This is a genomic window from Zhurongbacter thermophilus, from assembly GCF_026184435.1.
Classification (GTDB): domain Bacteria; phylum Coprothermobacterota; class Coprothermobacteria; order Coprothermobacterales; family JAADFF01; genus JAADFF01.
Genome location: NZ_CP046447.1, coordinates 491,718 through 505,475, shown reverse-complemented (window position 1 = coordinate 505,475; position 13,758 = coordinate 491,718). Strand labels below are relative to the sequence as shown.

Annotated in this window: 13 protein-coding genes; 2 read left to right on the top strand and 11 right to left on the bottom strand. The window is 37.7% G+C overall.

What is annotated here, in order from left to right; translation table 11 throughout:
• Window positions 1–24 precede the first annotated feature (24 nt).
• The gene (locus GM182_RS02260) at window positions 25–1,602 is read left to right on the top strand and encodes an N-acetylmuramoyl-L-alanine amidase (RefSeq protein WP_449186979.1); all 1,578 of its coding nucleotides are present in this window, start codon (window positions 25–27) and stop codon (window positions 1,600–1,602) included.
• Window positions 1,583–2,866: a hypothetical protein gene (locus tag GM182_RS02255; protein WP_449186978.1), complete on the top strand. Its 1,284-nt coding sequence runs from the start codon at window positions 1,583–1,585 to the stop codon at window positions 2,864–2,866. Before GM182_RS02260 ends, GM182_RS02255 begins: the two co-directional genes overlap by 20 nt.
• Here GM182_RS02255 and GM182_RS02250 read toward each other — a convergent pair.
• From GM182_RS02250 to GM182_RS02200, 11 genes are all read right to left on the bottom strand, one after another.
• The gene (locus tag GM182_RS02250; protein ID WP_449186977.1) at window positions 2,807–4,042 is read right to left on the bottom strand and encodes a hypothetical protein; all 1,236 of its coding nucleotides are present in this window, start codon (window positions 4,040–4,042) and stop codon (window positions 2,807–2,809) included. The genes GM182_RS02255 and GM182_RS02250 overlap by 60 nt on opposite strands.
• The gene (locus GM182_RS02245) at window positions 4,029–4,634 is read right to left on the bottom strand and encodes a 16S rRNA (guanine(527)-N(7))-methyltransferase RsmG (RefSeq protein ID WP_449186976.1); all 606 of its coding nucleotides are present in this window, start codon (window positions 4,632–4,634) and stop codon (window positions 4,029–4,031) included. The genes GM182_RS02250 and GM182_RS02245 overlap by 14 nt, the downstream gene beginning before the upstream one ends.
• Window positions 4,612–5,751: a type IV pilus twitching motility protein PilT gene (locus GM182_RS02240; RefSeq protein WP_449186975.1), complete on the bottom strand. Its 1,140-nt coding sequence runs from the start codon at window positions 5,749–5,751 to the stop codon at window positions 4,612–4,614. The genes GM182_RS02245 and GM182_RS02240 overlap by 23 nt, the downstream gene beginning before the upstream one ends.
• Window positions 5,752–6,213 (bottom strand): DUF2344 domain-containing protein, encoded by a 462-nt coding sequence (locus tag GM182_RS02235; protein ID WP_449186974.1) that lies wholly within the window; start codon window positions 6,211–6,213, stop codon window positions 5,752–5,754.
• The gene (locus GM182_RS02230) at window positions 6,206–8,041 is read right to left on the bottom strand and encodes a TIGR03960 family B12-binding radical SAM protein (protein ID WP_449186973.1); all 1,836 of its coding nucleotides are present in this window, start codon (window positions 8,039–8,041) and stop codon (window positions 6,206–6,208) included. The genes GM182_RS02235 and GM182_RS02230 overlap by 8 nt, the downstream gene beginning before the upstream one ends.
• Window positions 8,038–9,126, bottom strand: a complete 1,089-nt coding sequence (locus GM182_RS02225; protein ID WP_449186972.1) for an FtsW/RodA/SpoVE family cell cycle protein — start codon at window positions 9,124–9,126, stop codon at window positions 8,038–8,040. Before GM182_RS02225 ends, GM182_RS02230 begins: the two co-directional genes overlap by 4 nt.
• A 50-nt stretch (window positions 9,127–9,176) precedes the next feature.
• A complete protein-coding gene (minE, locus tag GM182_RS02220) occupies window positions 9,177–9,434 on the bottom strand; it encodes a cell division topological specificity factor MinE (RefSeq protein ID WP_449186971.1) in 258 nt (85 codons plus the stop codon).
• Window positions 9,435–9,440: 6 nt separating this feature from the next.
• Complete coding sequence (minD, locus tag GM182_RS02215; RefSeq protein WP_449186970.1) at window positions 9,441–10,283, bottom strand: septum site-determining protein MinD; 843 nt, start codon at window positions 10,281–10,283, stop codon at window positions 9,441–9,443.
• On the bottom strand, window positions 10,268–10,993 hold the full coding sequence (locus tag GM182_RS02210) for a septum site-determining protein MinC (protein ID WP_449186969.1): 726 nt from the start codon (window positions 10,991–10,993) through the stop codon (window positions 10,268–10,270). Before GM182_RS02210 ends, minD begins: the two co-directional genes overlap by 16 nt.
• Entirely contained in the window at window positions 10,983–12,725 is a 1,743-nt protein-coding gene (mrdA, locus tag GM182_RS02205; protein ID WP_449186968.1) for a penicillin-binding protein 2, read from the bottom strand. Before mrdA ends, GM182_RS02210 begins: the two co-directional genes overlap by 11 nt.
• Before the next feature lie 339 nt (window positions 12,726–13,064).
• Complete coding sequence (locus GM182_RS02200) at window positions 13,065–13,754, bottom strand: hypothetical protein (RefSeq protein WP_449186967.1); 690 nt, start codon at window positions 13,752–13,754, stop codon at window positions 13,065–13,067.
• Window positions 13,755–13,758 lie beyond the last annotated feature (4 nt).

The window sequence follows — 13,758 nt, the reverse complement described above, 5'->3', positions numbered from 1 at the left end:
GTCATGTATAATTCATTTGGAGCCATGAGAAAAACATACATAGCTGTAATCATTGCATTAACAATAATCGGAAGCTTTCTTAGTTTATCGGTCTCTGCCATTGCCACACCTCAACTCATTAATATAGAAATAGGTCGAAACTTCGTCAAACTGACACCTGCCCCACTACATATGAAACAAATAAGTGATAACTTTTACAAGATATACAAGTTTCCAGATACAACTGTTGGCAGTGCATCATCGACAAACTCTTCATCTATCGCTCTACTTACTACATACCCAATAACTATTGTCACTCCAACAAACTACATTGCCACTTCGACAGACGAAAGTCTCATTATAGCACCCCGCGACTTTTTTATTTCCACTCCGTCAACAGCAAGCACATCTACAGGAACAGAAACAGGAAGTCAAACAACAACACCTACGGAAAGTCAAACTTCTACACCACATATTATAGTTGCAGACATCAAGCTGATACCAAAATCAGAAAGAGGAGAAACTTTCATATTCTTGTCTGGCGAAGAACTATATAAAATTCTGATGGCATACACACGCCATCATGAAATAAGTACACCAACAGAAACGGTAAAATCTATTGCATACAGCACTGCCAAATGGAGTAAAACCTTTGGCATTGATCCGTTGCTTATACTCGCCCAAATGAGATGGGAAAGTAAATTTAAACCTTATGCACGCAGCAAAAGCGATGCTAAAGGCCTTATGCAACTAAAGGATTTTGTATATCAGCCCATAGCAAATTTTTTAGGTCTAGACACAAGTACAAATGCCATATACGATATTGACAACAATATTGCAGCAGGTACATATTACATGTATTACAAGATGAGAACATGGGGTACTGAAGCCGGAGCCCTTGGTGCTTATCTTTTAGGAGACACAGGCTATCTACAAGCCCTCTGGAATGAAACAGAAGGCAAAGATTCTATAGGTACAACATACAACAAATATATCGCCAAGATAATGAATACTCGGAACGAATTAAGATCTTATATAGGTCTTCCTCCCTATAATAAACCTCTTAGCGTCTACATATCACCAGGGCATGGAACCTATGATAATGGTTACTATGATATGGGGGCCATTGTGGGGCAATACTACGAAAGTCGGATAAACCTTGCTATTGCTTTGAAACTGAAAAACATACTAGAAAGCAAAGGAATCAAAGTATACATGGCTCGTACAGAAGAAAATAATCCTGAAACTCCATATCTTTCAGAACGGGTTCATATGATCAACCTACTTCATCCCAATGTTGTTATTAGTATCCATGCTAATGCCAATCCCTACTCAAAATCCATACGAGGATATGAAATCTACTATCGCAAAGCATATGATAGGTTCCTCGCCAAATCTATAGACAAGTCTATGGATTTGATAAGTCCTATTCCAAAGCATAAGGATCCTCAATACATGAAACTAATTATACTATCTGGATGGCCACCATCAGTTCTCATAGAGACAGGATACATGACAAATAGCCAAGATCTTAGCATTTTACTCAATGATAATTACCAATCTGCTATTGCACAATCAATAGCCGAGGGGGTTTTAACCTTCCTTGGAAGCGACAATCGTTAATTTAGACCTTCTTATATCGGCCATCATTCATGATCTGGGAAAAGTATCTCTTGAATATTTTTTATCTAAAGAAAATAACAGTTACATACCTGACATGCACGCTCATATACTTCTAGATAAGTACCCATATATTAGGAGTATTTTAGAGAAATCTACATTATGGGCACCGGATATAACATACCTCGATATAATGACAAAACATCATGATAGCTATGTTACTGGAACACTGAAGATATTTAAAGAAGCAGATAGACAAGATCATATAAAAAACTTTTCATTTCCCCCTCCAGTGCAGACCCGTACACCAGTAAAAGACCACATGATACAAATGAACTTCTTTGGAAAAACGATTAAATGCAGTATCTCAGAAATTCCGCACATGCAAAAACTTTTAGCAAAAAACCTTAAGATCCTCATTAACGGATACATGAAGGATAAGGTAGAAGTTATAAACAAGATATACAAACCAATATTATCGTATTGCCCAACAGACAATAGGCCGGCATACAGTGTTAGTATATGGGACCACAGCATAAGTTTATACATGTATCTTCTGAATATTAGAAACATCAAACACCCTTTACAAGAATATTCTCACCCCGAATGCTCACTTTTCCACCCTTATGGAAACATAAATTTGTGGAAACAAGTATATCCATACTATGAAGCTTTATTTCAAGCAAGCGCATATTCACTAGTGAAAAATCTGGAAGATATTCAGAAAAGGACAGAGAAACATATATCTCACTTACCACACAATGGAGAACTGCATCGCCTGTTGTTTATGAAAAGAAACATTAATTACTTAAAAGCTATGGCGAAAAAGCATGATCCGAAATATATTGAATATATCTTCAGACGTATTCTAGGACTATCAAAACCACCATCTATTAGCAACATAGCATATAGAACTATCAGATCATATTTAAACCTTGTATATAATCACAACTATACCCATACCGGTGCGTTATTCCACATGTTTTTCGTGAGAAAGGTATCTCTAACAGATATATTACAAATTCAGCGCATAGGCACAAATGGACCTCTACAACCTCTCTTAGGAACACCAAATAGTAAAACATGTATATATAAAGGCAAATTTCATAATCCATTTCCATGGATATATACAACAAAAGATAAGGGTACGGCTATCAAAAAGAACTTATACATAACAAGCAGAAATCACAATATTCTTGTAAATCAATCAGAAATCTTCCTCAAACGGATCGGCCCAAAAAGGTACAGATTTACCACCAATTGTTAAGATAACGCTAGTTACCTCTTTAGCAGAGATAGTACTTCGCAATATAGCTTGTGTTATCTCTCTTGAAGGGATATACTTCAAATCAATTACAGCTTTTCCATTACCGATCTTTACCGAATTAATAACAGGGAAAGTATCGCTCAGCTGCTTAGTAAAAGACAATCTATCTCCCATTCGGGCTAAGAAATCGTCTCCCGTTGTGGGCACAAGCAAAATTGGGTCCAATCTTGTATCTACGTATGGCAAAGCTTTCTCATCTTCCACACGAATAGTAGAAATATAAGGATAAAGGTACATCATGTTGTATATAAGAGCATACCTCACATATGGATCTGCACCGGCAAAAGAACCTTTTTTCACTTTAACTGTTAAGACATTGTTTTCAAATGATACCGAAGTCACCATATCTATAAAGTCTGTATCCCCAAGCTGAGAAGCCATCTTAAGAACAGTCATGAAGTATGATGTCAAATCAGACTTATTGATTGCTTCGTCATATATCCAACGAGCCCTTACACTACTACCTCGAACATAGAAAACCATATAACCATCCTTAGCATCACAGGGAATAAACTTTCTTATGTTCATACCATCATAATACAAAATAACATGTTCATTGATATTTTGCTCTATATTATCCAAGGCTTGACATATCTGTTGCCTTATACGCCAAGAGGTATAAAACGGTATTCCACTACCAGATAAATAAACTTCCCAACCAGATGTTCCCTTCTCCACAGATATAATTCTTAGCTTATTCTTGGTATCGTATCCTAAAGTAAAGCCGTTATGTTCTGAAAATTGAGAATATACATAAGAAATGGTAAACTCTTCTCCAGCATCGGCAATCTTCTTCTTTTCATATGTTATCTTCCCTTCTTGAAAAACGGGAATCGCAATATTTAAGTAAGTTTTCTGAATTACATCAGTCTTAGTGTCACTATGGTTTCCAAATATCCATGGAAAAAGTACTGTCATGGATTTATAAGTTAAAAACAACAAAATAGCTACAACAACCATAGCACCAATAAAAACAGTAAATAAGTACCTAAGCCATGAACCTTTCCGACTTACATGATTCTTTTTGTCATGTTCGTCTAAAATTACCGTTCTTTCAACAGCATTTTTCGTTCGATCAACTTTTTTTCTTGTATTATCTCGTCTAGTTCTTCTCATACCTCTTCAACCCCACTATAATCCGTTTTCTCTTCTCTCTACCAATGGTAAGCTCATACCCTACCTCATGAAAAGGATACCACACACTACGATACTTTTTAAATTCGGACATCCAGTTTGGTCCTTTCCATAGATAAAGGGGAGTAAAGACTGAGCTATTAATAAGAGATAAAAACTCATCAAGAGGAGCCACAGCTCTTGATGTAACTATACCTTCTGTAATTCTTTCCTTTGTAATATCTGTCCACTGAGGAAAAAAGTTTTTAAGCTGAAACCTATCTTTAACCATCTCCATAAAAATTACCGCCTTCTTTTTCTTTTCAATGGCTCTTACTGTAATTTGCGGCTCCAATATAGCTATAACAATAGCAGGAAAACCTGCTCCACTACCAATATCTGTAACAGTATCACATCTGTACGCTTGACACGACTCTTTAACATGCTGCCAACCTATTACACTATCAAGAATTGATAAGGCCCATACCTCTTCAAAACTATCATGGGAAGTCAAACTCTTTCCATAGCGAAGCACCATCTCAGCATAAGCACGAAGACGGTTTTCTACATCTTTAGTCATCCATAAGCCAGTCAACAGCACTACCTCCTAATGCCGTACCAGTAAAGCCTTTTAATAGAAGAGCTAGTTCCTTAGGTCTATGGGTTGCCATCATTGCTTCCTCTGGGGAAACCATGTCTTTGGCCACAAGCTCAGCAATAGCCTGATTTAATGTCTGCATTCCAAGTTCTCTTCCATTTTTTATAATGTCATAAATTTGGTCTATATTGTTCTCACGAATCTGCTTTTCTATATGGCTACCCCAAGCTATCTCAACAGCTGGAACAACACCTTCATTGTTCTTCAAAGGCAATAACCTCTGGGCAAAAACAGCCCTTATAAGCGATGCTAATGAATCGCGTATTTGCCTTTGTGCAATAGGAGGAAAAGCATCTACAATACGGTGAATTGTCTGAACTGTATCAACAGTATGAACAGCGGCAAACACAAGATGACCACTATCGGCCGCCTGTATGCCAAACTCAAAATCCTCCATAGAACGCATCTCACCAATGACTATAACATCTGGATCTTCTCTAAGAGCTTCTCTAAGCATGGTCTTAAAATCACTAGAATCACTATCCAAACTACGTTGAGTCACAAGTGACTCTTTATCTTCAAAGAAATATTCTACAGGATCTTCAAGTGTTAGTATATGAAGCTTTCTCTGAGCGTTAATAAGATCTACCATAGATGCCAAAGTTGTTGTTTTACCAGAACCTGTAGGACCAACAACCAAAACAATACCATCAGAAAAATCAACAACCTTCTTTACAGTTTCAGGCAAGTGGAGTTCTTCAGGAGTAGGAATAGTTATAGGAATATATCTAAACGAGAGTGCAAACCTTCCCATGCTAAGAAACACTGTGAGACGAAATCTTGCTACAGAAGCATAATTGAATGATGTTTCCACCTGTCCTCGAGAGGTTACAACTCCTTTAACTGTTTTACTCAGCAAAGCATCAACAAAGGTTTCCAGTTTTTTCTTATCAAAGCTACCCAGCTCTGGAAAAGGAATCATATGCTTCGCTATCCTCATATACACAGGTTTTCCAGCCCGAAAATGAACATCAGTAGCTTTAATATTAATAGAGTAATCTAGTATACGAGATAGCTCTTCTGGTAAATCTTCACGCTCAATGGTAATGGCCACCTATTTCACCCCCAAATAATACAGCATAGAACCACTGGCAGTAATAATGTCTTCTTTTATTATCTCATAAGGTGGTATATTTTTCTCCTTGATAAACTTACCTAATCCCTCTTTAGGATGAGAAAGTAAAAAGTATGTATTTTTATATCTATACAACGCTAAATAACTTTCAATATATCCATCAATTTTTCCAAGATAATGTATCCCTACAGGCAAAACCAGTGGCAACACTTCATCATCGAATGGGGCTCTCAATTCCACTGATACCGGTTCTATACGACTCTCGACACCAAGAGATAAAGATGCCACTGAATAAATCTGCGGACGAGGATGAAAACCTTCTGAAAAAGAAAACTCAGCTCCAGCTCTTCGAAGAGCGTATATAATATGTCTTAGGTAGTCTCTATAAGATAGAAAGCTTTGAGGATACTCTTTGGTAAAAAACAATGTTAATTTACTCATGAGCAATCACCGGCAATCTTCCTTCAAATACAAGCGTATTATATATCTTTTTAAAATCACACACACCACATCCATAGCATCCAAGTCTACAGTCTTGTAAAATCTCCCCTCGAATAGCCCTTTGCCAGTCTTTCTTAAGGTGATACTTAGACATACCTACCCATATTCTATCCCATGGTAATGTCCATCCAAGTCCTCTATAACCAAGATATGCTTCGACATCTATATCTGAAAATGCCTCCCTCCATGCATCTTCATTAAAATGCTCATCCCACGCATCAAGTCTAGCACCCAGTTTATATGCTTTATATATCACATCACCTAGTCGCCTATCACCTCTGCTAAGCACTCCCTCAACAATTGATATGAAAGAAGGATGACTTCGGACTGTTATCTTTCTTCTCTTTCTTACCATACGTTTAATAATAGATAATCTTCTGCTGTAATCATCCAAACTTATTTGAGCAGTCCATTGAAATGGTGTATGAGGCTTGGGTATAAACAAACCAATAGTGGCAGATATATTCCGTTTGCGATGACCTAAAGTAGCCAAAATATTATCCGCTCTGAGAAGCATCTTTGCTATTTCTGCCGCATCATCATCGGTCTCTGTTGGCAAACCGAGCATGAAATAAAACTTAAATTTGGTCCAACCCCTCTCCCCTAAACGTTTTATAGCCTCAAGAACATGCTCATTGGTAAAGTCTTTATTAATAACTCTGCGCAATCTGTCACTTCCCACCTCAGGAGCAATAGTTAAGTTAATGGAATGGTGAGGATCGACCATTTCCAGCAAGTTTTCATATAAAGATTCTACTCTGAGAGATGGTAATGTAAAGCGTACATCGCTAAAATAGGAATCATTCTTTAGAAGAGTAACAAACTCTTCGATGGCCGAGTAATCCATAGTAGACAGAGAAAGAACCCCAGCATCTAGAAAACCTGTATAGCTAATAATATCTTTAAGAACCGATACTGCTTGATTATAATCAATTTCTCTAACAGGGCGATAATATTGTCCTGCATGACAATACCTACACCCTCTTGTGCATCCCCTGAAAATCTCCACGGTGGCCTTTTCTTGTATACCTTCAATATTGGGAACAAGCATTTTTCTGGGAATATACATCTCATCTCTAGACGCTCTTGCACCTTTGACAAACTTACCATCAAGCTTAATAACTTCCATACTACGGAAATCTACATCATATTTAGATGGAATATAAGCACTGGGAATATCTCTATAAACTCTATCGATAATCCACTCACGAGGAAAAGTTTTTTTCTTAGCCTCTTTAATAATTTTCAAAAAAGGTGGTATATTAACCTCTCCATCTCCAATAAACACAATATCTATAAAATCTGCCATGGGTTCAGGATTAGAAATAGCCGGACCTCCGGCAACAATGAGGGGCCAGTCACCTGTTTTTCTATCCTCTGTTTTCAGTGGTATTCCCGCCAAGTCTAAAAACAGAAGAATATTAGTAAAATTCATCTCCGTAAGAACATGGAAACCTATCACATCGAAAGTGACTGCAGATTTATACGACTGCATTCCATAAGGAGGGATGTTTTCCCTTCTCATAAGTCTTTCCATATCAGGAGCAGGAACAAAAGCATAATCGTGATAAGCCCAACTAATTTCATTAATCATAAAGTGGAATATATGCAAACCGAAATAAGAAATCCCCACTTCATATAAATCAGGATATACAGACAGATACGATACATCATAATGCTCTTTGACTATGCCTCCATACTCCTTACCAATATACCTACCAGGTTTTTTCACACTATACAGCTGTTTTCTTGTCAATCTATCTATCATTTATCCTCACCAAATTTCAATTTTTCTATACTATCAACAACAACCTTTTCCCTTGTTGCCTGCATTATAAGGGCGAGCATTATGAAGTTAGCAAGGGTCTGGGTACCACCATAGGAAAAAAACGGAAGCGGAACACCAGTCACAGGCATAACTCCTATATTCATCCCAATGTTAACCCAAAAAGTAAAAAACCATATCCATAAAGCTCCATAAATAAAAGCTTTTCTTCCTATATCATCTGTGGTAAAACCATATAACCACAAGCAGAAAAACAAAACCCCATATGCTATAAAAAGAACTATCACTCCGATAAAACCGACAGCTTGGGCATACGAGGCAAACAGGAAATCTGCTGTGGCAACAGGTAGAAAACCAAACTTTGCCTGGGTAGCATTGTAAATTCCCATACCACTGACACCACCTGCCCCAACAGCAGTCAGCGCCTGTATAATGTTGTAACCATGACCATGAGGATCTATAGCCGGATTAAGAAAATACTTCACCCTTAGTTTCTGATACTCCTTTAAATGGTTCCACAAAATAGGAAGTAATATCGCCATGAAAGCCACTGCTCCTAAAAAGATTATTGTCGGTATCCCCATAAAGAAGACTGATACGAGCACACCAGAAGCTATAAGAATAGTAGTACCCAAATCAGGTTGTACGATAATAAGTCCTAAAGTTATGAGTATAAGAATAACACTAATAGTAACTCTTATCAAATCTTCCTTATATCTATAGGCATATACTGTCATTAACAAAGAGGATATCTTAGCAAACTCAGATGGTTGCAAAGTAAAGCTACCTATAGCAACCCACCTTCGTGAACCATAAATAGACACTCCCATGATTTTGGTCCATAAAAGCAATCCAATAACCAGCAAAGCTATTAATGGTGCTATTTCTACAACAAAATCGAAATCAACCCATAGATATAAAACTATAAAGGCCAATATAGAAATAGCAAACCATATCATCTGCAACTTTGCAAGTCGCGGAAGCATTGTTATATGAATACCCCACTGAGATGCAGCAATAAGGGCAATGATTGATGCAGACATCAAGACAATAATAGTTAATGCCAAAAGAAAACCACACCACTTCTTCAGGTATTTACGCAGAGCTTCTATAGAAATCACTTTTTAGATGTAACAGGAATAATAAAGCTAATGGCCTGATATTTTTCGTCTACTTTCTTAATCTCGAACTCGATCTCACCGGGATTGATATCTAAATACTTGGATAAAACCTCTATAAGATCCTTCTCCATACTCTCTAAATCTTGCTTGGATAGAAGTCCTCTTTGATGAAGCAGCATCACATGAAGCCTTTCTTTAGCTATATCTGCCGACTTTTTTCCCTTGTTTTTCCATAAACTCTTCCACCATGCCATAGCCGATTACCTCCCAGAACCACCAAGAAGATTCTTGAAGAAACCTAGTATGCCACCCGAGGAAGGTACATATTCCTCAACAGGATCCCATAAGGGAGCATTCTCATCAATAATTCTCTCTGCCGTACTCATAAAACCCTTACCAGCTAACGTGGCTTTCCCTCTTTCCTTCTCAAGAACAATAACAGGCTTACCTTCATTTGTAGCCTCTGTTACTATCTTATCCATAGGAATAATACCAAGCAGTTTAACAGATAACTCATCAGAAATATCTTGCGGAGATAAAACGTTACCCTCTTTTACTTCCGCTATATCCACTCTATTGACAACCAAACTTCTTTTCTCTATACCATAGTTATCTAAAAGACCGATAACTCTATCGGCATCTCTAATAGCAGTAATCTCAGGAATGGTAACAATGATAGCCTCTTCAGCTGGTTTAGCAGCAAGGCGAAATCCATACTCTATACCTGCCGGAGAATCAATAAGTATAAAATCAAAACCCATCTTGTCTCTAGCCTCTCTTACAATGTTCACAAAAGCTTCTTCAGGAATATCTTCTTTGAACTTTGTCTGACTAGTAGGAAGTAAGAAAAGATTACCCGGTACCCTTTTATCTTTAACAAGGGCTTTAGAAAGCTCTGTTCGACCTGTAATGACATCCATTATGTTGTAAATAACTCTTCTTTCCAAACCTAATAGAACATCCAGATTACGAAGTCCCACATCACCATCAATAAGTAAAACCTTATATCCTTTTTCAGCTAAAGCATAACCCACATTAGCAGTAAAAGTAGTTTTTCCAACGCCACCTTTACCAGATGTCACAACTATTATTCTTCCAGCCACCGTTTAACCCTCCTTGCTAGCGATCCAATTTTATCGGTATAAATTTCAACTCCTCCACCGTCTGGTAAAAACAAAAGCCACTCATCATCTTTAGTATCTTTTTCACATTCATATGCCCTGCCTTCAAAGACAATCATACCATTTATACATCTCCTAGTAATAACATATGCCTTATCTGACAGTACAAAAACCCTACCCGACAATGTTCCCAGAATAATCACAGGCCCTTCCGTATAGATATCAGCACCAGGATGTACATCTCCCAGAATAACAACTTCCCTTCCTGTATCAATCTCAGAACCAGAACGCAATGTGCCAAGAACGAGTGTTGGTATATCATCTATAGATGATTCCTCAACACCTTCCGTTATTTCATCAACTAACATATCCATATCAGATTGGACAGGCTTCAAAGGAATGACCTTATCACCATCTCTATCATTAGACACAAGTTCCCCCTCTTCTAGAAATGACACAGTAATATTACCTGCAGTAAAACTCTTTATACGCCATTTAATAAAATTTTTGTCTTTAGTAGATAAGGGATGGGCTATATTATATACAACTTCAAGCTTTACATCTTCAAAATCACCAGGATTCGAGCGATACATATCCGAGATATATCTAACAATGTCGAACCTATCTGCCTTTCCAACATGCAACCTATAAACTCTACCTCCAAGAAATTCTAGCTTCATCTCATCCCTCACCGCTTGCCCTCCTTACCAGCAGCCATTCTAAAAATGGTTTCACTCTTTTACCCAAATCCCAACTCTTAAACGGTGTCTTTTCAGCAAAGAACACCCCAACATATTTTACATGACCTTCTTTCGTTGGCGACATGTATGCAAGCCACGTGTGATATATATGCTTAAGTCCTATCTCCGCAGTACCCGTTTTAGCACCTAAATCAACACCTTTAATATTTATTATACGTGCTGTACCCCTCTTTACAACCAAGCGAATGCCTTGTCTTATAACATCAAAGTATGGGGCATATTTCATAGCCGCCGTCTTAGGTGGATGATATTCCGGATCTTTTTTAACATGTAAAAACGGTAAAATGCCATCTCCAGCAATAGCCACAAAAACTTGCAATACATGTATGGGAGCCACAGCATCCATTCCTTGCCCTACAGCCATATTAAGAGTATCTCCTACATACCAATTTTCCCCATATGTTCTTTTTTTCCACTCAGGAGTTGGAATAATACCAGCCACTCCACCGGGTATATCAATATAGGGTTTTTCGTCCATACCAAAATCATGGGCGGTATTATATATATCCTCAGGTTTCATCTTCAAAGCCAACTGCCAGAAGAATACATCACATGAATTCATGATAGCCTCTTTAACAGTCTGATATCCATGACTACGGGGATAAGACCAGTCATGAAATACCAACGATCCCAACTTGATATATCCCGGATCGGGAAGAACCGTATTAGGAGTAATCACATCTGTATGAAGGGCTGCAAGGGCAGTAACCACTTTAAATGTTGATGCAGGCGGCACTCGTGCTGCAATAACCCTATCATACAGATTGTTATACTTAGACCATTTCTGCCAATCCGATGGTCTAACACCTCTTACAAACACATTAGGATCGAATGAAGGATGAGAATAATATGCAATAACATCTCCTGTTATTGGTTCAACAAGAATAGCAGCTCCGCTTTTCAATTTTCCATTAATAAATACATCCCGTATATGTTTTTGAACATCAACCTGTAAAGTCAAATAAATATCTTTTCCTTTAACTGGAGCTTTGACAATCTTAGATGATAATACCTGTCCCCTTGCATTCACAACAACTTCTTGAATACCCTTTTGCCCCTTAAGCTCCTTTTCATATGCCTTTTCTACTCCCATTTTTCCAATAACATCACCAGGTCGATAATCAGTACTAGGAAGATGGGATAATTCTTCCTTGGTAATCTGCCCTACATAACCTACAACGTGGGCAAACAAATCCTTATAAGGATAATATCTCTGCGGTAAGGCTTCTACTTGTATAGAAGGATCGTACTGGGCAAGCTTCATGGCAAGCCATATTTCATTGCCATCAAGTTCTCTTATTAAAGGAACAGGTTGAAAAGGATATTTACCTGTGCCTTCTAATCTTTGCTTTAAAATATCCTCTCCAATATGAAACACCTCTGATATTCTCTTTAAAGTATCATCTTTCATTCTAATAGGAACAACCGATAAGGTATAAAGATATCTATCCTCTGCCAACACCTTCCCATCAGCAGAATAAATTGTCCCCCTGGGAGCTGGTATATAGATAATTCGTGTATAATTAGCAATTGCCTGTTTTCTATAGGAATCTCCGTTGACAACCTGAAGTATATATATACGAACAGTTAAAAACAACATAACAACCACAATAAAGCCAAGAAACATAAAAGTTTTAATATATAAGTCTCTTTTTCCGGACACTAACATAAACCTCCCATAAGAAAAAGGTCATCGCTATTAGAGTATAAATATGAGGGAATCCTCTATATAGCAAAACAAACAGCCAAGCCACGGTAAATATTATAAAAAGTTCATATGGCGAAAGTACTTTTTCACTATGCTGTAAAAACACAAGGAATAACGCAAACACCGTAAACATCACCCCGTAACCCATAGCCATATCGTATAAAAAACCTAATCCCACAACTAAATAAACAAGATATCCTTCAAATCCAGAAAGATAATCATGAAAAACATATAAAGTATGTGTAGGCAAGAAACATATCTCCAAAACAAGTCTTATCCAATAGCCTACCTTTATCACCTCGTACTCACCTCAACATAAATAAATACGGGTGTGTATAAAAACTCCTTTTGGATAGGGGATACATTGGCAGTAGCTATAGACAGAGTCGAAGTTGTCTTCCCGATACGAACCATAGGATTACCTAACCAATATACCTCTTGCCCTCTCTCTACAGGCTCTAATGGCGCACTAACAGAATGAAATTGCCACTTTCTACCCGTGTACCTCAACCAACCAATATAACCACTAGGACCTAGGAAAGTAGGTAAATTAAGTCTTTTATCCCATAAACTAATCACCCAACAACCATAAGCATCACATGTATCAATCTTACCTACAAATCCTCTGGACTTTGCGGAAACAACAACCGCATCAAGACCTGCGGGGATTTTCGTAGCTGTCTTAACATAAAACTCTTTGATATCTCCTAACCATCGTACTTCTGTAATATACCCGTAGGTGTAAGCACCAGTAGCAGTATACACCCTTGTCTTTTCTTCGCTAATACTCACCGAAGAAGTTATTGTAAAACATTCCCAAGCCTGAGACACCCTATATCCAAACTCACCAATCCAAGAAGATACATACCACACAGGCTTAAATGCATATCTAGCAACATTGTAATAAATAGGAGCCATAGCAACAAGAAAGGCTATAATGGCTATTACACCATACAGTATAACCTTTCTTTCTTTTTGCCTCAAAGAC

What these genes read in the sequence shown, in the direction of transcription:
- minE (WP_449186971.1), bottom strand. Translation starts at nt 9,434, where the DNA reads ATGGCATGGTGGAAGAGTTTATGGAAAAACAAGGGAAAAAAGTCGGCA.
- GM182_RS02235 (WP_449186974.1), bottom strand. Translation starts at nt 6,213, where the DNA reads ATGAGTAAATTAACATTGTTTTTTACCAAAGAGTATCCTCAAAGCTTT.
- GM182_RS02230 (WP_449186973.1), bottom strand. Translation starts at nt 8,041, where the DNA reads ATGATAGATAGATTGACAAGAAAACAGCTGTATAGTGTGAAAAAACCT.
- GM182_RS02260 (WP_449186979.1), top strand. Translation starts at nt 25, where the DNA reads ATGAGAAAAACATACATAGCTGTAATCATTGCATTAACAATAATCGGA.
- GM182_RS02250 (WP_449186977.1), bottom strand. Translation starts at nt 4,042, where the DNA reads ATGAGAAGAACTAGACGAGATAATACAAGAAAAAAAGTTGATCGAACG.